Origin of the sequence: Spirillospora sp. CA-128828 (genome assembly GCF_050945415.1) — a bacterium.
In the GTDB taxonomy this organism is placed as follows: Bacteria; Actinomycetota; Actinomycetes; order Streptosporangiales; family Streptosporangiaceae; genus Spirillospora.
Genome location: NZ_CP191986.1, coordinates 2259584 through 2282568 on the forward strand (window position 1 = coordinate 2259584; position 22985 = coordinate 2282568).

General features: G+C 71.1%; 19 protein-coding genes and 2 tRNA genes. 15 read left to right on the forward strand and 6 right to left on the reverse strand.

Going from position 1 to position 22985, the window contains the following annotated elements:
• The first annotated feature begins 100 nt into the window (after positions 1-100).
• Positions 101-646, forward strand: a complete 546-nt coding sequence (locus tag ACQPXG_RS11340; RefSeq protein ID WP_433469942.1) for a M48 metallopeptidase family protein — start codon at positions 101-103, stop codon at positions 644-646.
• A complete protein-coding gene (locus ACQPXG_RS11345) occupies positions 643-1302 on the forward strand; it encodes a DUF2064 domain-containing protein (protein WP_433467607.1) in 660 nt (219 codons plus the stop codon). Before ACQPXG_RS11340 ends, ACQPXG_RS11345 begins: the two co-directional genes overlap by 4 nt.
• Before the next feature lie 41 nt (positions 1303-1343).
• Here ACQPXG_RS11345 and ACQPXG_RS11350 read toward each other — a convergent pair whose 3' ends face one another.
• From ACQPXG_RS11350 to ACQPXG_RS11360, 3 genes are read right to left on the reverse strand one after another with little or no spacing between them, the layout of a single operon-like run.
• Complete coding sequence (locus ACQPXG_RS11350) at positions 1344-1910, reverse strand: NUDIX hydrolase (protein WP_433467608.1); 567 nt, start codon at positions 1908-1910, stop codon at positions 1344-1346.
• A gap of 52 nt (positions 1911-1962) precedes the next feature.
• Complete coding sequence (locus ACQPXG_RS11355) at positions 1963-2139, reverse strand: hypothetical protein (RefSeq protein ID WP_433467609.1); 177 nt, start codon at positions 2137-2139, stop codon at positions 1963-1965.
• The gene (locus ACQPXG_RS11360) at positions 2136-3527 is read right to left on the reverse strand and encodes a zinc-dependent metalloprotease (protein ID WP_433467610.1); all 1392 of its coding nucleotides are present in this window, start codon (positions 3525-3527) and stop codon (positions 2136-2138) included. The genes ACQPXG_RS11355 and ACQPXG_RS11360 overlap by 4 nt, the downstream gene beginning before the upstream one ends.
• A gap of 89 nt (positions 3528-3616) precedes the next feature.
• Between ACQPXG_RS11360 and ACQPXG_RS11365 the strand changes: the two genes are divergently transcribed.
• Positions 3617-4699 (forward strand): NAD-dependent epimerase/dehydratase family protein, encoded by a 1083-nt coding sequence (locus ACQPXG_RS11365; protein ID WP_433467611.1) that lies wholly within the window; start codon positions 3617-3619, stop codon positions 4697-4699.
• Positions 4700-4712: 13 nt separating this feature from the next.
• On the opposite strand, the gene ACQPXG_RS11370 is transcribed toward ACQPXG_RS11365, so the two are convergent.
• Entirely contained in the window at positions 4713-7634 is a 2922-nt protein-coding gene (locus ACQPXG_RS11370) for a UPF0182 family membrane protein (RefSeq protein ID WP_433467612.1), read from the reverse strand.
• A gap of 118 nt (positions 7635-7752) precedes the next feature.
• Here ACQPXG_RS11370 and ACQPXG_RS11375 point away from each other — a divergent pair, with 118 nt between their 5' ends.
• The 5 genes from ACQPXG_RS11375 (at position 7753) to ACQPXG_RS11395 (ending at position 11833) form a co-directional block, all read left to right on the forward strand.
• Positions 7753-8283 (forward strand): PPA1309 family protein, encoded by a 531-nt coding sequence (locus tag ACQPXG_RS11375; RefSeq protein WP_433467613.1) that lies wholly within the window; start codon positions 7753-7755, stop codon positions 8281-8283.
• 26 nt (positions 8284-8309) lie between these two features.
• Complete coding sequence (locus ACQPXG_RS11380; RefSeq protein WP_433467614.1) at positions 8310-8759, forward strand: molybdenum cofactor biosynthesis protein MoaE; 450 nt, start codon at positions 8310-8312, stop codon at positions 8757-8759.
• 27 nt (positions 8760-8786) lie between these two features.
• Positions 8787-9836, forward strand: a complete 1050-nt coding sequence (locus ACQPXG_RS11385) for a YlbL family protein (RefSeq protein WP_433467615.1) — start codon at positions 8787-8789, stop codon at positions 9834-9836.
• Positions 9837-9886: 50 nt separating this feature from the next.
• Positions 9887-9960 (forward strand) — tRNA-Met (locus ACQPXG_RS11390).
• Positions 9961-10258: 298 nt separating this feature from the next.
• Positions 10259-11833: an acyl-CoA synthetase gene (locus ACQPXG_RS11395; protein ID WP_433467616.1), complete on the forward strand. Its 1575-nt coding sequence runs from the start codon at positions 10259-10261 to the stop codon at positions 11831-11833.
• Here ACQPXG_RS11395 and ACQPXG_RS11400 read toward each other — a convergent pair.
• On the reverse strand, positions 11830-12927 hold the full coding sequence (locus ACQPXG_RS11400) for a PucR family transcriptional regulator (RefSeq protein ID WP_433467617.1): 1098 nt from the start codon (positions 12925-12927) through the stop codon (positions 11830-11832). The two genes, ACQPXG_RS11395 and ACQPXG_RS11400, sit on opposite strands and share 4 nt — an antisense overlap.
• A gap of 116 nt (positions 12928-13043) precedes the next feature.
• On the opposite strand from ACQPXG_RS11400, the gene ACQPXG_RS11405 reads away from it, so the two are divergent.
• Together ACQPXG_RS11405 and pruA are read left to right on the forward strand one after the other, a co-directional pair.
• The gene (locus tag ACQPXG_RS11405) at positions 13044-13952 is read left to right on the forward strand and encodes a proline dehydrogenase family protein (RefSeq protein WP_433467618.1); all 909 of its coding nucleotides are present in this window, start codon (positions 13044-13046) and stop codon (positions 13950-13952) included.
• 16 nt (positions 13953-13968) lie between these two features.
• Entirely contained in the window at positions 13969-15600 is a 1632-nt protein-coding gene (pruA, locus tag ACQPXG_RS11410) for an L-glutamate gamma-semialdehyde dehydrogenase (RefSeq protein ID WP_433467619.1), read from the forward strand.
• 12 nt (positions 15601-15612) lie between these two features.
• On the opposite strand, the gene ACQPXG_RS11415 is transcribed toward pruA, so the two are convergent.
• Positions 15613-16818 carry a cytochrome P450 gene (locus tag ACQPXG_RS11415; protein WP_433467620.1) on the reverse strand — a complete coding sequence of 402 codons (1206 nt, stop codon included), beginning with the start codon at positions 16816-16818 and terminating at the stop codon, positions 15613-15615.
• A 58-nt stretch (positions 16819-16876) separates the two neighbouring features.
• On the opposite strand from ACQPXG_RS11415, the gene ACQPXG_RS11420 reads away from it, so the two are divergent.
• The 5 genes from ACQPXG_RS11420 to ACQPXG_RS11440 all read left to right on the forward strand — a co-directional run bounded on the left by ACQPXG_RS11420 (position 16877) and on the right by ACQPXG_RS11440 (position 22909).
• Positions 16877-17566 (forward strand): TetR/AcrR family transcriptional regulator, encoded by a 690-nt coding sequence (locus ACQPXG_RS11420; protein WP_433467621.1) that lies wholly within the window; start codon positions 16877-16879, stop codon positions 17564-17566.
• Positions 17544-17617: transfer RNA gene (locus tag ACQPXG_RS11425), tRNA-Met, on the forward strand. Before ACQPXG_RS11420 ends, ACQPXG_RS11425 begins: the two co-directional genes overlap by 23 nt.
• 164 nt (positions 17618-17781) lie before the next feature.
• The gene (locus ACQPXG_RS11430) at positions 17782-18156 is read left to right on the forward strand and encodes a DUF3054 domain-containing protein (protein ID WP_433467622.1); all 375 of its coding nucleotides are present in this window, start codon (positions 17782-17784) and stop codon (positions 18154-18156) included.
• A gap of 95 nt (positions 18157-18251) precedes the next feature.
• Positions 18252-19901 (forward strand): AMP-binding protein, encoded by a 1650-nt coding sequence (locus ACQPXG_RS11435; protein ID WP_433467623.1) that lies wholly within the window; start codon positions 18252-18254, stop codon positions 19899-19901.
• Positions 19902-19957: 56 nt separating this feature from the next.
• Positions 19958-22909, forward strand: coding sequence for an AMP-binding protein (locus tag ACQPXG_RS11440; protein ID WP_433467624.1), 2952 nt, complete (start codon positions 19958-19960; stop codon positions 22907-22909).
• Positions 22910-22985: the final 76 nt, after the last annotated feature.

Here is a 22985-nt window from a genome sequence, read left to right on the forward strand (position 1 = left end):
TAACGTCAAACACCCCCTGTGGAGGACGCAAAATTTCGAGTACGGTTCTGGCGTGCCCCCTAATGTTGAGGTCCGCCGCAGCGCCCGACGGCGGCGAACCGTGTCCGCCTACCGCGATGGCGACAAGGTGGTGGTGATGGTTCCGTCCAGGCTGAGCAAGGCCGAAGAGGAACAGTGGATCGCGACCATCCTGGAACGGCTTGAGGAGAGGGAGCGCCGCCGGCGCCCCACCGACGCCCACCTCCAGTCCCGCGCCCGCGAGCTGTCCCGCCGCTACCTGGACGGCCGAGCCGACCCGGTCAGCGTCCGCTGGGTCGCCAACCAGCGCACCCGCTGGGGATCCTGCACCCCCGACGACGGCACCATCCGGCTGTCCACCCGGCTGCGCGGCATGCCCGGCTGGGTCGTCGACTACGTGCTCGTCCACGAGCTGGCGCATCTGCTCATCCCGGGGCACGGCGCCGACTTCTGGGAGCTGGTCGGCAACTACCCGAAGGCCGACCGGGCCCGCGGCTACCTGGAGGGCGTCGCCGCCGCCGCCCACCTGCCGCTCGAAGCGGACACCATCGGGGACGACGTCACGGGCATCCACCACGGCGACGGCCTGCACCCCGGCGAGGAGTTCCCGCACGAGGCCGCCGGGTGACCGACGCCCCCGGCCGGACGCCCGCCGCCTCGGCGCGCTTCGCCGCGGTGCTGTCGCGCCCTCCCCGAACCCCGGACGTTCCGCCCGGGATCGATCCCGACGACTTCCGCCTTGCGCTGCTGGAGGACACCTACGAGGTCGTGGCCGGGCTCGAACTCGTGACGTCCGCGCTCGTCCTGGACCCGCCGGACCAGCCGGACGCCGAGGCCGTCACCTGGCCGGGCACGCCGATCGTCCGGGAACCGTCCCTCACCGGCGTGTTCGCGGCGCTGCACGCGCTCGGCGCCGAGGCCGCCGCGATCATCGCGCCGGACGCCCCCGACCTGCCTCCGCTGCTGGTCGGCAAGCTCTTCCGCGCCCTCGGCTCCGCCCCCTCCGCCGCCTGCCAGGCCGAGAACGCCGGACGCGGCCTCGTCGCGCTCGCCGCGCGCCTCCCGCTGCCGGGCTGGCTCACCACCGCCCTGCACGACGTCGATCTCGACACCCCGGACGCGCTGGCCCGGCTGCGCGCCGCCGCCCCCCGGCCCGGACTCATGCCGCAAGGCCCCGGCTGGCACCGCCTCCGCACCGTCGACGACCTGCGCTTTCTCGACCCGGGCCTGGAAGGCTGGGAGAACACCCGGGCCCTCCTGGAGGGCCACCCTCTCACCCACTGAGAGAGCACCGCGCCCTGCACGCATGGGCACCCGGCCGCGTGTCAGCCACTTACCGAGACCGCCCGCGCCACCAGGTCCCGGACGGCATCGTCGGTCGGTTCAGGGAGATCGTCCACCGGGAACCAGCCGAGGTCGTCCGATTCGTCCGACACCGCGTGCCGGGCCCCGTCCGGCGCGATCGCCACGTACTGGACGTCGAGATGCCAGGTCCCCTGCGGGTGGCAGCGGACCGCGTGCCGGTCCAGCTTGGCGGGCCCGGGCAGCAGTCGCAGGCCCGCGATGCCCGACTCCTCCGTCGCCTCCCGCAGCGCCGCGCCCGCGAGCGTGAGATCGCCGGGCTCGCAGTGCCCGCCCAGCTGAAGCCACGCCTTGACCTTCGCGTGCAGGGTCAGCAGCACCCGGGTCCGGGACGCGTCGAGCACGGCGGTGCTCGCGGTGATGTGCCCGTCCGCGCACTCCCGCCACATCCCGTCCGCCGGATGCTCCGTGAGATGCCGCAGGAACTCCACGCGCAGCCTGTCCTGCTCCTCATCGGGCGCCTGCCAGGACGACAGCACCCGCACCGCGTCGTCGTACAACGACTCCGATGCGACCGGCCGGACGTTCACGGGCGGACCCGCGTGCTGGAAGCCTGCCGCCCGCACACGCCGTCCGGGCGCGTCATGCGCGGCCGACGCGCGGGTAGTGGGAGTTCTCGGGCCGGCCGCGCCGGCGTTCCTGGTCGATCGGCCGCTGCCAGCACAGGCCGGCGCGCTCGATCCGCCGCCTGACCGCGTTCGTGGACGAACCCGGCTCGTAGCGGCAGCCGCTCACCCGCGACCGGCGTGACCGGCTCATGCGCGCCCGCCGTCGTCCGGACCGGACCCCTCGCCGGGCCCCTCGTCGCCGGGCTTGGCGTCGGGCTCGTCGCCCGGCTTGCCGTCCTCGTCCGGCGCCTTGGTGAGGTTGGACAGGTCAAGGTCGGACAGGCCCTCGATCTCGTCGCGGCCGTGGACGAAGCCCTCCGGGTCGTCGAGATCGCTCGCCGTCGGAAGCAGGTCGGGGTGGTCCCAGACCGCGTCCCGGCCCTGGGTGCCGCGCACCTCGGTCAGCGACCGCCACAGCGCTGCGGCCTCCCGCAGCCGGCGCGGCCGCAGCTCCAGGCCGACGAGCGTGGCGAACGTCCGCTCCGCCGGGCCGCCGGTCGCGCGGCGGCGCCGCACCGCCTCGGCCAGCTTCACCGAGCCGGGCAGCCGCCCCTGCGCGGCCTCGTTCACGACCGTGTCGACCCAGCCCTCGACCAGCGCCAGCGTCGTCTCCAGCCGGGCCAGCGCCGCCTTCTGCCGCGGCGTCTCCTCCGGCTGCAGCTGGATCTCGCCGCCGAGCGCCTCCTGCAGCGCCTCCGGGTTGCTCAGGTCGAGCCCCTGAACCGCCTGCTCGATGCCGGACAGGTCGACCGTGATGCCGCGCGCGTACTCCTCGACCGCGCCCAGCAGGTGCGACCGCAGCCACGGGACGTGCGCGAACAGCCGCTGGTGCGCCGCCTCCCGCAGCGCCAGATAAAGCCGGACCTCGTCGCCGGAGACCTCCAAGCCCTCGCCGAACGCCTCCACGCCTGCGGGCAGCAGCGCGCCGACGCCGTCCGGCGCCAGCGGCAGCCCCACGTCGGCGGAGCCGGTCACCTCGCGGGCCAGCGCGCCGAGCGCCTGCCCGGCCTGGCCGCCGACCATCGCCCCGGCCATCTGCTTGACCATCCCGATCAGCGGGCCCGCCATCGCCTGCATGTCGGCGGGGATCTCGCCGCCGCCGAGCGCCCCGCCCATCGACTCGACCATGCGGGCCGCGATCGGGTCGCACACCTTCGCCCACACCGGCAGCGTCTGCTCGATCCACTCCGACCGGCTCCACGCCTGCGGCGTCCGGATGCCGGCGGGCAGCGTCGTCCGCTCGTCAAGCCACAACTCGGCCAGCCGGAGCGCCTCCACGACCTGGCGCCGCTCGGTGTCGACCACCGACGGGTCGCCCTGCTCCACCACCGTGTGCCGCGCGATGTTCTTGGCCAGGTCCCAGTTCAGGGGGCCGCCGCCCTCGCCGCCCGCACCCTGCGCACCGATCATGTCCGCGAACCGGTGCAGCATGTCGGCGAACTGCGCCATGTCGCCGCCCATGCCCTTGAACGGATCCTGGGGCTTGTCGTCGTCGTCGCCGTTGCCGGGACGGTTGAAGCCGAAGGGAGTGTCACTCATCGGTTTGCCCCTGGGATGCATGATGGGCTCATATCCGCAACGTTAGCCGGTCCCGGCAAGGTCGCGTACACAAGGAAGGGGGCACCTCCGTGGCAACGGGCAAGGTTCGCCCTCGGCGTAGCAAGGGCCCGGTCGTCGCCGTCACCGGCGCGGCCATCGGGGCGGGGCGGCTGCTGGCCGCCCGGCTCGCCGAACGGGAAGAGATCCGCAAGATCGTCGCGATCGACGGGCACCGGGGGGACGTGCCCGGAGTCACCTGGCGTGTCGTCGACATCCGGGATCCGCTGCTGTCCAACCGGCTCTCCGACGTCGACGTGATCGTCAATCTGGACATCGAGCGGTCGCCCGACGCGGACCCCCGCGAGCGGCGCACCCACAACGTCCGCGGCGCCCAGACCGTCGTCACCGCCGCCGCTGCCGCCCGCGTCCGCCGCGTGGTCCTGATCACCTCGGCGATGGTGTACGGGGCCGGACCGGGCAACGAGGTGCCGCTCGGCGAGGACGCGCCGCTGCTCGCCGAGGCCAGCACCTCCATCGCCGGCGACTACCTGGAGATCGAGGAGCTGGCGGCGACCGCGCATCTCACCCACCCGGGGCTGGACGTCACCGTCGTCCGTCCCGCCGCGCTCGTCGGGCCCGGCGTCGACACCGTCGTCACCCGGCATTTCGAGGCGCCCCGGCTGCTGTCGGTCAAGGGCAGCACCCCCGGCTGGCAGTTCTGCCATATCGAGGACCTCGCGTCCGCCCTGGAGGTCGTCGTCACCGAGGACGTGACCGGGCCCGTCGCGGTCGGCTGCGAGGGCTGGCTCGGCCCCGAGGAGGTCACCGAGATCACCGGGAAGCGCACCTTCGAGCTGCCCGCCGCGCTCACCTTCGGGATGGCGCAGCGCCTGCACCGGCTCGGCATGACCCCGGCGCCCGCCACCGACCTGCACTACGTCGCCTACCCGTGGGTCGTCGACTGCGCGCGGCTGCGGGCCGCCGGCTGGAAGCCGCTCTATGACAACGCCTCCGCCCTCCGCGCCGTGATGGACGAGACCGCGGGACGGCACGCCGTCGTCGGCCGCCGCGTCGGCGGCAAGGAGGCCACCATGGCGACCGCCGCGGGCGCCACCGTCGCCGCGATCGGCGCGGCCGCCGCCATCCGCCGCGCCCGCAAGCGCCGCAGGTGAGCCCTCGGCGGCCTCAGCTGGAGGGTGGTGTCGCGCTCGGCGAGCCGGACGGGGACGGCGATCCCGAGGGGGACGGCGACCCCGACGGCGCCGGGCTCGGCGTGGTCTTCGGGGCCGCCTGGCCCGCCGCCGTCAGCGCCGCCTGCGCGTCCTTGATCCGCTTCCAGGCGTCGCCCATGCCCGGGTAGTCGCCCTTCTTCTGGGCGTTCTCGTAATCCGTCACGGCCTTGTTGAGGTCGCTGATCGCCTTCTGCGCCGCCGCGCTCAGCTGACCGCCCGGCGTCCCGGACGGCGACGCCGGCGTGCTCGTCCCGCCGAGGACCTGCTCCAGCGCCTCGCCGAACGTGTCGGCGGCGACGATCTTCTCGCGGTACCGGACGAGGATCTTGCCGAGGATCGGGTACGGCTCCTGCTCCTTGCCGCCCGCCGCCTTCGTGTACATCGGCTCCACATACAGCAGGTCCCCCCCGAAGGGGATCGTCAGCAGGTTGCCCGGCACGGTCTTCGTGCCGCCCTGTCTCAGCGCGAACAGGTCACCCTTCACCTGCGTGTCCGTCTCGAACGAGTTCTGCACCTGCCCGGGCCCGGTCGGTTGCGCGTTCCGCGGCATCTGCAGGATCTGGATCTGCCCGTAGTCGCGTCCAGGTGTCGACCCGACCGCCATGAACGCCGCGAGCTGCGGGTTGTTGACCGGGTTGAACACCGTCGTCAGCGAGAACGACGCGGCGTCCTCGCCCGGCATGCGGAGGCTCTGGTAGTAGGGGGGCTGACGCTTGCCCTTGACCGTCGGGTCCTGCGGGACCTCCCAGAAGCCCTCACCGTTGTAGAACGCCGACGGGTCCGTCACGTGGTACTTCGTGAGGATCTTCCGCTGCACCTTGAACTGGTCCTGCGGGTAGCGGAAGTGGGACTCCAGCTCCGGCGGGATCGACGTCCGCGGCTGCACTGTGCCGTCGAACACCTTCATCCACGTCTTGGTGATCGGGTCGTTCTCGTCCCACTGGTACAGGTGGACGGTGCCGTCGTAGGCGTCCACCGTGGCCTTCACCGAGTTGCGCAGATAGTTGATGTGGTCGTTGGCCTGCCGCGCCACCGCCGACCGCGTGTCGGTGATCGTGTCGTGGGTGGCCTCCCCGAGGCTCATCTCCTCCGAGTACGGGTAGCTGTTGGACGTCGTGTAGCCGTCCACGATCCACAGGATGCGGCCGTTCACCACCGCCGGGTACGGGTCGCCGTCCAGCGTCAGCCACGGGGCGGCCTTGTGCACCATCTCCCGCGGCGACCGGTCGTACAGGATCCGGGCGTTCTTGTTGATCGCGCCGGACAGCAGCAGGTTCTTGTCCTGGAACTTCGCCGAGTACAGCAGCTTGTGCAGGAACGAGTCGATGGAGACGCCGCCCTGCCCGTCATAGGTGCTGCTCTGCTGCCCGGACGGGCTGTTGTCGGGGTAGTTCAGCTCCTGCTGGCCGCTCCCGCCGACGACCGAGTACCGCGGCGACCGCTCCCCGAAGTAGATCTCCGGCTGCGCCACCTTGATCTGCTGCGTCTGGGACACCGGCATGCTGTTGGTGACGAACTGGGGTTCCCCGCCGGAGGCGAACCGGTCGCCGAACGCGGACACGAATCCGTAGCCGTGGGTGTAGACCATGTGGTCCTTCACCCAGCTGCGCTGCCCCGCCGGCGCCCCGGACAACTCGCGAAGCGCGACGATCGTGTCATACGTCCTGCCGTCGATCGGGTACCGATCGATGTCCAGGGTGTCGGGGAACCTGTAGAAGGGGCGGCGACGCTGCAGTTGCTGGAACGTCTCGCCCACCACGTTCGGGTCTAGGACGCGCACGCCGCCCAGGCTGTCGGCCTCCTCCTGCAGCTTCTTCTTGTCGGTCACCGGCTGCGACCCGTACGGGACGACCTTCGCCCCGTCCACCCCGTACGCCTGCCGCGTGAACTGAATGTTGCGCTGGATGTACTGGCGCTCCTTAGCCAGTTCGTCCGGCTTCACCTGGAACTGCTGGATCAGCAGCGGGTACACGCCGCCCAGCAGGATCGCCGACAGCACAAGCAGCGTGAACCCCACGCCCGGCAGCATCATCCCGCGCCGGAGCAGGTTGCTGAAGAACATCGCGGCGCACAGCAACGCGATGACGGCCAGGATCGTCTTCGCGGGCAGCAGCGCGTTGACGTCCGTGTAGGACGCGCCGGTCGCCACCCCGCGCTCCGAATGGACCAGCCCGTACCGGTCGAACCAGTACGCGACCGCCTTCAGCAGGATGAACAACCCGAACAGCACCGACAGATGGGCCCGCGCGGGCGGGCTCGCCTTGTCGCCCGGCCCCTGCAGCCGAAGCCCCCCGTACAGGTAGTGCACCATCACCGCGGCCAGGATCGACAGGATCACCGTCGCGAAGATCACACCGAGGACGAGGCGGAGGAACGGATACGTGAAGACGTAGAACGACACGTCCTTGTGGAACTGCGGGTCCTTCACCCCGAACGGCGTCCGGTTCAGGAACGCCAGCCACACCGGCCACTGGCCCGCCACCGACGACCCCGTCAGCACCCCCAGCGCCCCGAGCAGCGCACCCGCGATCAGCCGCCGCCGCGGATCGATCACCGCCCGGTACCGCTCCAGCCCCTGCTGCTCCACCGACAGCGGCCGGTACGCAGGGCGCAGGCGGTACGCGACCACCACATTCGCGCCCACCACCAGCACCATCAGCAGGCCCGCCCCGAAGAAAAGGACCAGCTTCGCCTGCAGTTGCGTCGTGTAGACCGACGAGAATCCGATGGAGCGGTACCAGAGCAGGTCCGTGTACGTCGAGGTGAAGACCATGAAAGCGACCAGCAGCACGGCCAGCGCCACCAGCACCGGTAGCAGCAGCCGTGTCCGTCCGGTACCGAGCCGGCGCCCGAAACCGGGAGTCCGGAAGGTCAAGTGGCCCCTCCGATCGAGAGCTCGCCCACCGGCCGCCCGCCGGTGCTGTAGATGCAACTTACCGACTGGGACGCGGGTTCCCGCATTTCCCCGTGCTGAATGGGGGAAAGATGGGCGCGTGAGTCTTCTGGAAGAAGTCGTGCTGGACCTTGAACGTCATTCGGCTCAGGAGGGCTGGGACAGCGCACCGCGCATCTACGCCCTCGTCCGCAGCACCGAACTGCGCCGCGCCGAACCCGACCTCGCCGACCAGCTCGGCCTGCCCCCCGACGCGGACACCCTCGCCGCACTCGAACAGCCGTCCCTCCCCGACCAGGCCAGCGTCGAGGACGCCCTCGCCACCATCGCCTGGCCCGACGCCGTCGAAGGCTGCGCCCTCGTCATGGAACGGATCGTCCTGCCGCCCGAAGCCGAGGACAACATCCCCGAAGACGAGGCCGAGGCCGCCGAATACGCCTCGTCCCACCCCAAGCGGGAGGACGTGCGCATGATCGTCGGCGTGCTGCGCGACGGCGCCCGGCACTCCGCCCTGCGGCTGCGCCGCCACGACGCCGACGACGAGGTCCTCACCGGGCCCGACCTCGTCCCCGCCCTCGCCGAAGCCCTCGCCGCCACCTTCGAACCCGACGAACCCGGGCCGCGGGGATAGCCGTCCCGCCGGGTAGCCTGCGGGACGTGAGCGAAAGCGTTGCGGAAAGCGGCCGAGACGTCATCAGGCTGATCGGCGTACGCGACACGCCCCTGTCCGTGGACGAGGTGTACGCCGCCGTCGGCGCCCCCGGCGCCGGCGGCACCGCCGTCTTCGTCGGCACCGTCCGCGACACCGACCACGCCCGCGCCGTCACCGCCCTCTCCTACAGCTCCCACCCCACCGTCGAGCGTGAACTCCGCGCCGTGATGGAAAAGGTCGCCGCCGACTTCCCCGTGCTGGGCCTCGCCGCGCTGCACCGCGTCGGTGACCTGCGGATCGGCGACATCGCCGTCGTCGTCGCCGCGTCCTGCCCCCACCGCGGCGAAGCGTTCGACGCCTGCCGGCGGCTCATCGACGACCTCAAGGCGACCGTGCCCATCTGGAAGCACCAGACGTTCGCCGACGGCGGCGACGAGTGGGTAGGAGCCTGCTGACCGCCCGAACCGCATAGAGTTTCCGGCATGTCTCGTCGTGCCGCCACGCTCAGCCTCGCGAGCGTGCTCGTCCTCGTGCTCGCCCTCATCGGCTCCGTCATGCAGGTGCCCTACGTGGCGCTCATGCCCGGACCCACGAGCAACACCCTCGGCACGAACGACAAGGGACAGCCCCTCATCAGGATCGACGGCCGCAAGACCTACCCCGACGAGGGCCACCTCAACTTCACCACCGTCACCTACCGCGGCGGACCCGGCGGCCGCATCGACCTGTTCACCGCCCTGCGCGGCTGGCTCGCCGGCGACACCGCCGTCGTCCCCGAAGACACGATCTTCCCCAAGGACGAGTCGCCCAAGCAGGTCGACCAGGAGAACACCCGGGCGATGCAGGACTCCCAGCAGAACGCCGAAGCCGCCGCCCTCCACGAACTCGGCATCCCCGTCACCACCCGCGTCGTCATCGACGGCGTCCAGAAAGGACGCCCCGCCGACGGCGCCCTCAAACCCGGCGACGAGGTCACCGCACTCGACGGCGCCAAGGTCACCAGCGTCTCCCAGGTCACCGGCTCCATGGCCAAACACAAGATCGGCGACTCGGTCACCCTCACCTACACGCGCGACGGCAAAGAGCAGAAGGCCACCCTCAAGACCGTCGCCGACCCCACCGGCAAACGCCCCGTCGTCGGCGTCGTCCTCGCCGACCAGTACAAGTTCCCCTTCAAGATCGACATCAGCATCGGCGACATCGGCGGCCCCTCCGCAGGCCTCATGTTCTCCCTCGCCATCGTCGACAAACTCACCCCCGGCCCCATCACCCAGGGCAAATTCATCGCCGGCACCGGAACCATCACCCCCGACGGCAAGGTCGGCCCCATCGGCGGCATCCAGCAGAAGATGATCGCCGCCCGCAACGCCGGCGCCACCGTCTTCCTCACCCCCAAGGACAACTGCGCCGACGCCGCCGGCGCCCGCCCCGACGGCCTCCGCCTCATCCGCGCCGACACCCTCCACGACGCCGTCCAGTCCCTCAACGCCCTCACAAGCGGCAAAGGCACCATCCCCGCCTGCACCAAATGACCCCGCCCGTACAGACCACTCCGCCCCATGCCATAGACTTAAGACATCACCGCGGGGTGGAGCAGTTCGGTAGCTCGCTGGGCTCATAACCCAGAGGTCGCAGGTTCAAATCCTGCCCCCGCTACTAGTCCTAGGGTCCTCCTGGTCGCAGGCTTTGCCTGCTCTCCAGGGGGACTCTTCGCATTTCGCCCGGGGGACGATCCCCCGGAGCCCCCTGTGCCGCCGCCATCCCCCGCCCGCCCGCCCCTGGGGCTCCGCCTCTAGACCCCCGGGTTGTTGCGGGGTTCCGGTTGGCGTTCGTCCGCCCCTGGGGCTTCGGCCGTGGACTCCCTTGCCCCCTTTCGGGGGTGGTTTGGGGGTGTTGGGGGTGGTTGGATCGCGGCTTACGCGTCCTGCCTGGGGTTTTGTGGGGGTGTGGGGTTATGTCCTCGTCGGTTGTTCGTGCTCGTCAGCACTCTGTTGGGGATCTGCTGCATCGGACGGCGCGGCGGTATCCGTTGAAGGTAGCCATAATCAGCGGGGAGCTGCGGGTCACGTTCTCGGAGTTCGACGTCGCTGTGAACCGGGCCGCGCACGCGCTGTCGGCGCGGGGGCTGCGTAAGGGGGACCGGCTGGCGCTGCTCAGCCACAACTGCTGGGAGTTCGCTTTGCTGGCCTTCGCCACGGCGAAGCTCGGTGGGGTGCTCGTGCCCGTCAACTTCATGCTCAACGCGGAGGAGATCGCCTACATCCTCCGGCATTCCGGGGCTTCCGGGATCGTCGCGGAGGACGGGCTCGCTTCGACCGCCGAGAAGGCGCTGGCCACGGCGGATGTCGCCGGGGGCGTGCGCGGGTGGATCCCGCTGTCCGGAACCTCCCCTGGGGAGGGGTGGGAGGACGTCGGCGCCTGGTGGCGTGAAGGGCCCGCCGCGGCTCCCGAGGTGCCCGTCGGGGACGACGATCCACTGCGGCTCATGTACACGTCGGGGACCGAATCCCGGCCCAAGGGCGTGATGCTGTCCAGCCGCTCACTGGTCAGCCAGTACGTCAGCTGCGTGATCGACGGCGAGATGAGCGCCGACGACGTGGAAGTGCACACGCTGCCGATGTACCACTGCGCGCAGCTCGACTGCTTCTTCTCCGTCGACGTCTATCTCGGGGCCACGAGCATCATCCTGCCGGGGCCCGATCCGGCGGTGTTGCTGGAGACGATCGAGCGGGAGAAGGTCACCAAGCTGTTCTGCCCGCCCACCGTCTGGATCTCGCTGCTGCGCCATCCCGACTTCGACACGCGGGATCTGTCCTCTTTGAAGAAGGGGTACTACGGGGCTTCGGCCATGCCTGTGGAGGTCCTGCGGGAACTGATGCGGCGGCTGCCGGACGTGCGGTTGTGGAACTTCTACGGGCAGACGGAGATGGCGCCGCTCGCGACCATCCTGCGTCCCCACGAGCAGCTCGAACGGGCCGGAAGCGCCGGGCGCGCGGCCATCAACGTCGAGACGATGCTCGTGAACGACGACGACGAGCCCGTCCCTCCCGGTGAAGTCGGTGAGATCGTCCATCGGAGCCCGCATGCGGCCCTCGGGTACTACCGCGACGAGGAGAAGACCGCCGAGGCGTTCCGAGGTGGGTGGTTCCACTCCGGTGACCTCGGGGTCATGACCGAGGACGGCTACCTTTCGGTCGTCGACCGGAAGAAGGACATGATCAAGACGGGTGGCGAGAACGTCGCCAGCCGCGAGGTCGAAGAGGTCATCTACGAGCTGGACGGTGTGGCCGAGGTCGCCGTCTTCGGGATCAGCCACCCGCACTGGATCGAGGCCGTGACCGCGGTCGTCGTGCCCATGGTGGGGACCGCGTTGAGTGTGGACGACGTCCTCGCGCATGCGCGAGAGCGGCTCGCGGGCTACAAGCGGCCCAAGTACGTGGTGCTGGCGGATTCGCTGCCGAAGAACCCCAGCGGCAAGATCCTCAAGCGCGACCTACGCACCCAGCACGCCGGCCTGGCCGACGCCTAGGTTCCTTCCTGCTTCAGGTGCTGGGCGAGGGTCAGGGCTAGGTGGAGGGTCAGGCGGTCTTGGCCGTTAGTGAGGATCAGGGTCGTCAGGTCTTCTATGCGGCGTAGGCGGTGGTAGAGGGTTTGGCGGTGGATGTTCAGGGTCTTGGCCGTTTGCTGGACGTTGCCTGCCAGGTCCAGGTATGTGCGGGCTGTCTCGGCCAGGTCCTTGTGCTCTAGGAGGCGGTCGGTGCCCTTGGTCTGTGTTGTTTGGGTCAGGGCTTCGTCGCCTGCCGTGCGGAGGAGGCGCAGGACGCCCAGGGACGTCCAGTCGCGGGTTTCGCCGGGGGCTGCGGTCCGGGCCGCTACTCGGGCTCGGAGCCAGCCTTCGTGGACGTCGTCCAGCGTTGGGCAGGGTGTGTAGACGCCTGCTTGGACGGGGGCGTTGCGTTCCTCCAGGAGGCGGCGGGCGCGGGCGATGGTGGCCGGCGCGTTGGCGGGGATGAGCAGGACGTGGTCCCGCTGCCAGACGGTGGTGAGGACCGAGTGGGGGAGCAGCCACGGGTTGAGCGGTTCGTGGCTCGGGGTTCGCAGGACGGCCACGGTCAGCGGCGGGTCGGCCGCTCCGGCAGCCGTGAGGTCGTCGGCGGCCTGGGTTCTGACGTCCGGGTGGGTGGAGAGCAGGTCGGCCACCTTGTAGCCCAGGTCGTCGCGTTCGCGGGCCTGGCGGGCCATGAGGAGTCCGGCGCGTTCGCAGAGGGGGATGGCCTCTGTCGCCTGGGTGTCCGTTATGCGTTCCTGGTCGTCCAGGAGCCACAGGTAGCCGTAGGTGACGTTGTTCCAGCGCACGGGGAGACACAGCCGGCCGAGCTGGCCGAGTGACGTGTCGGCGGGGATGCGGACGGGGCCCGTCGCGCGGGCGATGCCGTGCCGTTCGAAGCGGGCGCGGACCGCCTCGGTGGCGCGGCGGTGCAGGATCGAGGCCGTCCGGACGGGATCGATCGTGTCGCCGTGGGCGGCGTAGGCGACGAGGTGGAAGTCGCGGTCCTCCAGGGTCGCCGGCGCGCGGAGGAGGTCGGCCGCCTGTTCCACGATTTCCTGGAGGTCGGGTGCCATGAGAATCCTTCGTACGTTTGTATGAAGATAGTGGGTCTTCAAAGTGGCATCTGACTATATGGGGCGAGGGTTTCTGCTCCTAACGTGCGAGGTGTTCCCCGACGTTGGAGGCGCTCATGCCCAGCCCTCTTCTGCTCGCCGCCGCGCGGAGCGGGCGGATGCGCGATCTGGTCACTTCCATGCCCCTGACCAGGGGAGTCGTCGACCGGTTCGTCGCCGGTGACGATCTCGTCGCCGCCCTCGGCGTGGTGCGGGAGCTGGCGGCGGAAGGGCTTGAGGTCACTCTCGACCACCTTGGCGAGCACACCCGGGAGCCAGCCCAGGCGGTCGCCACCCGGGACGCCTATCTGCGGTTGTTCGCGGCCCTTGAGGAGCAGGGGCTCGCGCAGGGCGCCGATGCCTCCGTGAAGCTGTCCGCCCTGGGACAGGCGTTGCCCGGTGAGCTCGCCCTCGATCACGCGCGGGAGATCTGCGCCGCCGCCGGACGTGCCGGGATGACGGTCACGCTCGACATGGAGGACCACACGACGGTCGACGCGACGCTGGAGAGCCTCGGCAAGCTCCGGAGCGACTTCCCCTGGGTCGGGGTCGCGGTGCAGGCGATGCTGCGGCGCAGTGAGGGCGATCTGCGGGAGCTGGTGGGTGAGGGCTCGCGGGTGCGTCTCGTCAAGGGTGCCTATGCGGAGCCCGTGTCGGTGGCCTTCCAGAGCCGGGGTGAGATCGACCGGGCCTATGTGCGGGGGCTGCGTCTCCTCATGCGGGGGGACGGGTATCCGATGGTCGGGAGCCACGATCCGCGGGTCATCGAGATCGCGCTGACCCTTGCCGCGAACAGGCCGCCCTCGTCGTACGAGTTCCAGATGCTCTACGGGATCCGGGCCGCCGAACAGAGGCGGCTCGCCGGGGGGCACCGGATGCGCGTCTACGTCCCGTACGGGGCCGACTGGTACGGCTACTTCATGCGGCGCCTGGCCGAGCGGCCCGCCAACCTCGTCTTTTTTCTCCGTTCGTTCGTCTCCCGCTAAGGAGGGTCCCCTTTCCATGGACGCAGTGACCAACGTGCCGGCGCCGGTGAACGAGCCGGTGCGCGGATATGCGCCGGGCAGCGCCGAGCGTGCCCGGCTGGAGGCGAAACTCGCCGAGCTCACCGCCGCGGCCCCGATCGACCTGCCCATGACGATCGGCGGAGAGCGGCGGCTCGGCGGCGGCGCCAAGGTCGCCGTCGTGCAGCCGCACCGGCACGCGTCCGTCCTCGGGACGTTCGGCACCGCCACGCGCGACGACGCGCGGGACGCCGTCGCGGCCGCGCTGGAGGCCGCACCGGCGTGGCGGGCGCTGTCCTTCGACGACCGGGCCGCGATCTTCCTGCGGGCGGCCGACCTGCTGGCCGGGCCGTGGCGCGAGACGCTGCTGGCCGCGACGATGCTCGGGCAGTCCAAGACCGTCCAGCAGGCGGAGATCGACAGCCCGTGCGAGCTCGTCGACTTCTGGCGGTTCAACGTGCACTTCGCCCGGCGGATCCTCGCCGAGCAGCCGATCAGCGACCCGGGGGTGTGGAACCGGTCCGACCACCGGCCGCTGGAGGGGTTCGTCTACGCGATCACGCCGTTCAACTTCACCGCGATCGCCGGGAACCTGCCGACCGCGCCCGCGCTGATGGGCAACGTGGTGGTCTGGAAGCCGTCGCCCACGCAGACGTACTCGGCCGTGCTCCTCATGCGGCTGCTGGAGGAGGCCGGGCTGCCCCCCGGCGTCATCAACCTGGTGACGGGCGACGGGCTCGCCGTGTCGGACGTGCTTCTCCAGCATCCCGATCTGGCCGGGATCCATTTCACCGGCTCGACCGCGACGTTCCGGCACCTGTGGAAGACGGTCGGGAACAACATCGAGAAGTTCCGCGGCTACCCGCGGATCGTGGGGGAGACGGGCGGCAAGGACTTCGTCGTCGCGCACCCCTCCGCCGACCGGGCCGTGCTCAGGACCGCGCTCGTGCGGGGCGCCTTCGAGTACCAGGGACAGAAGTGCTCCGCCGCGTCGCGCGCCTACGTCCCGCGCTCCATCTGGGACGACGGGTTCAAGGAGGAGTTGGCCGCCGAGGTCGACGGGCTCACCATGGGGGACGTCGCCGACCTGTCCAACTTCATTGGCGCCGTCATCGACGAGCGGTCCTTCGCCAAGAGCAAGGCGGCGATCGACCGCGCCCAGGCCGACCCGGACGTCGAGGTCGTGGCCGGCGGGACGTACGACGACTCGGCGGGGTACTTCGTGCGGCCGACCGTGCTCGTGTCCGGTGACCCCGAGAACGACATCTTCCGGACCGAGTACTTCGGGCCGATCCTTGGCGTCCACGTCTACGAGGACGACCGGTACGACGAGATGCTCGCCCAGATGGAGTCGATCGCGGACTACGCGCTGACCGGCGCCGTCATCGCGACCGACCGCGCGGCCGCCGCCCGCACCGCCGAGGTGCTCCGGTACGCCGCCGGCAACTTCTACATCAACGACAAGCCGACCGGCGCCGTCGTCGGGCAGCAGCCGTTCGGCGGCGCGCGGGCGTCCGGCACCAACGACAAGGCCGGGTCCGTGTTCAACCTGCTGCGCTGGACGTCGCCGCGCTCCATCAAGGAGACGTTCGTGCCGCCGACCGACTACCGGTACCCGCACATGGGATAGCCGGCCGGTCGGTCACGCCCCGATGCCCGTGGCTGGGAGCGAGACCCAGCCACGGGTGAAGGGGGACGAGATCCGCCGCGCGTTCGGCAGGTCCACGCCGATGCCCGGATGCGCGCCCAGCAGCTCTTCGAACGCGACGCGGGCCTGGAGCTTCGCCAGGTGCGAGCCGATGCAGAAGTGGACGCCGCTGGAGAAGCCCACATGCCGCGGGATGTCCCGGGTGACGTCCAGATCCCCGGCGGACGGACCGAACTCGCGCTCGTCCCGGTTCGCCGAACCGAACAGCATCATCACCTTCTCGCCCTCCGGGATCTCCGTCCCGTGGACGGTCACCGGACGTGTCGTCGTCCGGGCCAGTGCCTGCACCGAGCTCTCCATGCGCAAGAACTCCAGCAGCGCGTTCGGGATGAGAGACGGGTCGGCCGCCAGCCGCTCGCGCTGGGCGTGATCCCCGTCCAGGAGGGCCACGCCGTGCGAGATCAGGTTGCCGGTCGTGTCGTTGCCGCCCGCGACCATGACGAAGCAGAACCCGAGGACGTCCCAGTCGGAGAGGCGTTCCCCGTCCACCTCGGCCGCCGTCAGAGCGCTGATCAGGTCGTCGGACGGATCGGCGCGGCGTGCGGCGATCACGTCGGTGAAGTAGGCGAACATCTCCGCGACCGCGGCGGCCGCGTCGTCCTTCAGCGCCTTCGGCTCGAAGCCGTCGTCCTGCAAGGTCGTCAGCGCGCTCACCCACGGGTCGAACCGTGCCCGGTCCGCCTCCGGGACGCCGAGCAGATGCGCGAGCGCGAACGTCGGCAGGGGCGAGGAGAAGTCCCGGTGCAGGTCCGGTGCCACGCCGTCGGCCGCCTTGCGTTCCATGAGGGTGATCCGGGAGCGGACGAACTCGCGGAGAAGGTCCTCCAGGGCGCCGATACGGCGCGGAGTGAAACCGTGGCTGATCAGCCGCCGCAGGACCGTGTGCCTGGGCGGATCCAGCATCACGATGGTCGGGGCCAGACCCAGCATGCCGATCTCGTCCGGATGGAATGTCAGGCCCTGCGCGGACGAGAACGCCTCCGCGTCACGCGTCGCCGCCCAGATGTCGTCGAACCGGGACAGCGCCCAGAACGGCGGATCGTCATGGCGATGGACCGGGTCGTCATCACGAAGCCGCCTGTACGCCGGATAGGGGTCGGCCTGGAACGCGGGATCGAACGGGTCGTAGACATCCGTCATGGCGCGGCCTCCGGTTGTAACAGGCGCCGTTATTAACGCCCCCTGTTAGTATCACCGGGTGCCGAAAGACGCAAGAGCCACACGCGACGCCCTCATCCGCGCCGGCGCCCGCCTCTTCGCCGCCCACGGCATCGACGCCGCCCGCACCCGCGACATCGTCGCCCTCGCCGGACAGGCCAACGACTCCGCCATCACCTACCACTTCGGCTCCCGCACCGGCCTCCTCGAAGCCATCCTCCGCGCCGGCATCACCCGCATGGAACCCGCCCGCGCCGCCACCCTCCCCACCCTCCGCAACGGCGACCTCCACACCATCACCGCCGCCATCGTCCAGCCCACCGCCGACGAACTCCGCACCGAACAAGGCCGCGACTTCCTCCGCATCACCGCCCAACTCGCCGGACACGCCCGCATCCGCGACCACCGCCTCCCCGCCCTCCTCCACGACACCGCACTCGGCGAACAACTCCGCCACCTCCAAACCACCTGCCGCGCCACCCTCCCCGAACCCATCGCCCTCGAACGCATCTCCCTCCTCATCGCCTTCCTCACCGCCGCGCTCGCCGACCGCACCGAACGAATCGACCCCGCCACGAACGACCACACCCTCCTCGACCACGACACCTTCACCGCCGACCTCACCGCCATGCTCACCGCCGCCCTCCAAGCCCCACCCCCAACCGGTTTGCCTAACCCACCCCAGCCCCATACAGTTGAGTCATCACCGCGGGGTGGAGCAGTTCGGTAGCTCGCTGGGCTCATAACCCAGAGGTCGCAGGTTCAAATCCTGCCCCCGCTACTGGTCTGGGGTCCGTGTGGTCGCCGCTTTGCGGCTTCCCCGCGGACCCTTCGCGTTTCGCCCGGGGGACGATCCCCCGGAGCCCCCTGTGCCTCCGCCATCCCCCACCCGCCCGCCCCTGGGGCTCCGCCCCTAGACCCCCGGGTGGCGCTTAGCCTGGGGGGATGCGTTGGTCCTTGGGTGCGGTGCTCGATGGTTGCTGTGTGCTCGTCTTTGTTGCCATCGGGCGGGCTTCGCATGAGGAGGCCGCCAGTCTGGGTGGGTTCGCCACTACCGCCTGGCCGTTCCTCGGTGGGCTTGCTGTCGGGTGGGCTTCCTGGCGGGTTTGGCGGCGGCCGGAAAAGCTGGTGCCCGCCGGGGTCGGTGTGTGGGTGACCACCGTGGCCTTGGGGATGGTGCTGCGGGCCGTCTCCGGGCAGGGGACGGCCGGCGCGTTCGTGATCGTGGCTTCGGTGTTCCTGGGGCTGGCGTTGCTCGGATGGCGGCTCGTGGCCCGATTTGTGGGGGTTCGGGCGGTGTCGTCGGGCGCTGAGCGGTGACCATCTTGTTGTGGGAAGACGTCATTTGACGGGGAACGCGCCGTCCTGGTGAAGTTACCGGCGAGTCACGTCTGTCATTCCTCGGAGGGGACACGATGCCATCTGCGCTGCGGGACTGGCTGGACAAGCCGAACACCGGACGCGGCGTTCACCTGGCGGCCGACGACGGCGGCTGGGAGTTCCGCGACTACGGTGAGCTGGCCTCCGCCGCGCGACGCACCGCCGGGGCGCTGATCGAGGAGGGCGTCCGGCCGGGCGATGTCGTCTGCCTCATCCTGCCCACGGATTTCACCTGTATCGAGACGTACTTCGCCGTGTGGGCGGCGGGGGCGACCGTCTGCCTGATCACGCCGCCGCTGTTCCAGGACGGGGACGACTACGTCGCGCACGTCGCCGCGATCCTGCGGCAGGCGTCCCCGGCGCTGGTCGTCGCCTCGGAGGGGCTCGCGGAGTACGCGGGACGGGCCATGGGCGAGGCCGGGATGAGCGGGCGGCCCTGGCGGCCCCGGCAGGCCGCGGCGGAGGCCGAGGTCCGGCCCGCCGGGGAACTGGCGCTGCTGCAGTTCACGTCCGGGTCCAGCGGCGCGCCGCGCGGCGTCATGGTCACCTGGGAGAACCTGGCGGCCAACATCGAGCTGATCTCGCGGATGGCCGGGTTCGCCGATGACGACGTGGTGGCGTCCTGGCTGCCGCTGTACCACGACATGGGGCTGATCGGCTGCTTCCTGACGCCCATCGTGCGGCAGGGGTCGCTGAAGCTGATGCGGCCGGATCATTTCATCCGGGACCCGGCACGGTGGATCCGGTGCTTCGCGGAGGCGGCCCACACGGCGGCGCCGCCGTTCGCCTACGCGTACTGCGCGCGGCGGGTCAAGCCGGAGCAGCTGGAAGGGCTCGACCTGTCGGGGTGGAAGATGGCGCTGATCGGCGCCGAACCCATCGACCCGCATGCGCTGGAGGTTTTCGCGCAGCTCGTCGAGCCGTTCGGGTTCGCGCGGACGATGTTCAAGCCCGCCTACGGGATGGCCGAGACCACCCTGCTGGTCACCATGGACAACGCGCTGAGCAACCCGCTGGCGGTCCGGCCCGATCCGGAGGCGCTGACGTTCGGGGAACCCGTCCGGATCCTGGATCAGCACCTGCTCGGGCCCGAGTCGCTCGGCGCGAAGGCGGGCTGGGTCGTCGGGTGCGGGAAGCCCGAGGACGACGTGCCCGTCACCATCGTGGACGACGAGGGCGGCGCCCTGGCCGACGGGCTCCTCGGGGAGATCGTGGTCGGGGGGCCGTCGGCCTGCCCGGGGTACTTCGCGGGGGCCGAGGCCAAGTCGACCCGGTTCGCGGACGGGAAGGTCTACACCGGGGACGCCGGGTTCTTCCACGAGGGCCAGCTGTTCGTGCTCGGGCGGATGGGCGACAGCATCAAGGTGCGGGGACGGTCCGTCTACGTCGAGGACCTCGAATCGAAGATCGCCGAGGTGAGCGGGCTCGGGAAGGGGCGCATCGTCGTGGTCGGCGTCCCGGGCGCCGGGCAGAAGGGGCTCGCCCTGTTCGCCGAGACCCAGGACGAGTCCTGGGTCGGCGGTGTGCGGGAGATGCTGCGCCGGCGGGTCGGGGACGACGTGGAGCTGACGGTCGCCGTGGGGACCGGGCTGATCCAGCGCACGTCCAGCGGCAAGCCGCGCCGCCGCTACATGTGGGAGCGGCTACAGGGCGGGCACTTGGAGGGCGCGCGCATCGTGCCCTGATTGCTAAAGCGAGTGATAACAGGACAACATGGCGTTGACGCTGCGAGAGGTCGACGATGCCGGTTGCCAAAACGCTGTTCCGCCTGGGTGCACGCCTAGGGTCCACTGCCCAGAACGCCCTGGAGGTCGCCCGGTTCGGGGGCTTCGACACCGACGAGGACGCCTCCCCGTGCGAGGTGGTGACCGAGCAGCGGGTGTACCGGCTGCGGCACTACTTCCCCGAGTCGGCCGGCGGGCCGGTGATGCTGCTCGTCCCGCCGCTGATGATCACCGCGGAGGTGTACGACATCTCCTCGCGGGTCAGCGCGGTGCGGGTGCTGCGTGAACGCGGCGTCGACCCCTGGGTGGTGGACTTCGGGGCGCCCGAGCGGGAGCCGGGCGGCCTTGAGCGGACGATCACCGACCACGTGCTGGCCGTCAGCGACGCCGTGGACCGGATCCGCACCCTGACCGGGCGGGACGTGCACCTCGCCGGGTACTCGCAGGGCGGCATGTTCGTCTACCAGGCCGCCGCGTACCGGCGCAGCGAGGGCATCGAGTCCGTCGTGACCTTCGGGAGCCCGGCCGACACGAGCGTCGGGCTCCCGTTCGGGCTGCCCGGCTGGCTCGCGTCCGAGGGCGTGGAGCGGGTCCCCGACTGGCTGCTGGGCGGCTTCGCGGTGCCCGGATGGGTGACGCGGCTCGGGTTCCAGGCGCTCAGCCCGGTCAAGTCGGTGCGGTCGCGGATCGACTTCATCCTGCAGTTGCACGACCGGGAACGGCTCGCCCCGCGGGAGCGGCAGCGGCGGTTCCTGGAACGGGAGGGCTGGGTGTCGTGGCCCGGCCCGGCGCTGGCCGAGTTCATCCGGCAGTTCATCCAGCACAACCGGATGCTGACCGGCGGGTTCGTCATCGGGGACCGGCTCGTCACGCTCGCCGACATCACCTGCCCCGTCCTGACCTTCGTCGGCGAGGTGGACGAGATCGCGCCGCCGCCCATGGTGCGCGGGATCAGGCGGGCCGCGCCGCGCGCCCAGGTGTACGAGGCGTCCCTGCGCGCCGGGCACTTCGGCCTCGTCGTCGGCAGCCTCGCGATCGCGCGGACCTGGCCCGCGGTGGCGGCCTGGGCGCGATGGCGGGCGGGCGAAGGCGGCCTCCCCGAGATCGTCGCGCCCGTCACCGGGGACGAGGAGGCCGCACCCGCCGGACTGCCCGGCGGCCCCGCCGGATACGGGCTGCAGCTCGCGATGGGCGTCGGGGCGAGCGCCGCCCGGTCGGCCTACCGCACCGCGTCGCGAGCCGTGCACGGCACCCGGCAGCTGTCCGGCGAGGCCGCGCAGAACCTGCCGAGGCTCGCGCGGCTGGAACGCATCCAGTCCGACACCCGCATGTCCATGGGGCTGCTCCTGGACGAGCAGGCCGGCCGCAGGCCCGGCGAGGTGTTCTTCCTCTACCGCGGGCGGCCCTACACGTACGAGGCGTCCAAGCGCCGCATCGACGCCGTCGTGCGGGGGCTGATCCACATCGGGGTGCGGCGCGGCGACGCCGTCGGCGTGCTCATGGGCACCCGGCCGACGGCGCTCGCGCTGGTCGCCGCGCTCAACCGGCTCGGCGCCGTCGCGGTGCTGCTGCGGCCCGACGGCGACCTCGCCGCGGAGGCGCGGCTCGGGCAGGTCACCCGGGTGATCGCCGACCCCGAGCACGCCGCGCGGGCTGCGGACCTGGACGGCGTCCGGACCTATCTGCTGGGCGCGGCGGGCCGCGGTGAGCGCGGGTCGCTGACGGACATGGAGACCATCGACCCGGAGCGGGTCGATGTGCCGGGGTGGTACCGGCCGAATCCGGGACGTGCCGGCGATCTCGCCTTCGTGGTGTTCCGCGGTGACGGGGAGCAGCTGCGGGCGAGCCGGATCACCAACCGGCGGTGGGCCCTGTCGGCGTTCGGGACCGCGTCCTCGGCCGCCCTGTCCTCGTCCGACACCGTCTACAGCATCACGCCGCTCCAGCATCCGTCCGCGCTGCTGATGAGCCTCGGCGGCGCCGTCGCGGGCGGTGCGCGGCTCGCCCTCGCCAGCGCCTACGACCCGGAGACGTTCTGGGACGAGGCCCGCCGCTATGGCGTGACCGTCGCCTCCTACACCTGGACGCTGCTGCGCGACCTCGTGAACGCGCCGCCGAACCCGGCCGAGCGGCACCACGCCGTCCGGCTGTTCATCGGCTCCGGCATGCCGCGCAACCTGTGGCGGCGGGTCGAGGAACGGTTCGCGCCCGCCCGGGTGCTGGAGTTCTACGCCTCGACCGAGGGCGAGTCGGTGCTGGTCAACCTGAGCGGCAAGAAGCCCGGGTCGCTCGGCCGGCCGCTGCCGGGCAGCGCCGAGGTGCGGCTCGCCCGGTACGACCTGGAGCGCGGGCGGCTCGACGAGGGGCCGGACGGGTTCGCCGTCGAGTGCGAGCCCGGCGAGATCGGCATGCTGCTCGCCCGGGTGCGGCTGTCGGCCCTCGGTACCGCGGCCCGCCCCGTGCGGGGCGTCTTCCGGCCCGAGGACGCCTGGACGATCACCGGGGACCTGTTCCGGCGCGACGCCGGCGGCGACTACTGGCTCGCCGGGCGGGAGACCGAGCTGATCCGCACGGCCGACGGGATCGTCCCGCCCGAGCCGATCCGGGACGCTCTCGGCCACCTGCCCTATGTCGACAGCGTGGCGGTCTACGGGATCCCGGTGGGGGACGCGGAGCTGGCGGCGGCGGCCGTGAGCCTGCGCGACGTCGCCGAGCTCAAGCCCGTCGATCTGTCGGAGGCGCTGCTGCGGGTGGAGCCGGGGCTGCGGCCCTCGATCGTCCGGGTCGTGGACGAGGTGCCCGTCACGGCCGGACGGCGGCTGCGGACCGCGCCGCTGCGGGACGAGGGCGTCCCGCCGGCCGGCGACGGACGCGCGTACTACCGGGACAAGGCGGGCGCCTACCGGCCGTTGACGGAGGCGGCGCGGCGGCGGCTGCTCAGGGCGCCGGCCGCCCGTGAGGCCCGCTGACGGCCAAGTCACGGGCCATAAGCCTGGACTTACCGGCGCCCGCTACGTTAAGAACAAAGCAACAGAATTCGATTTT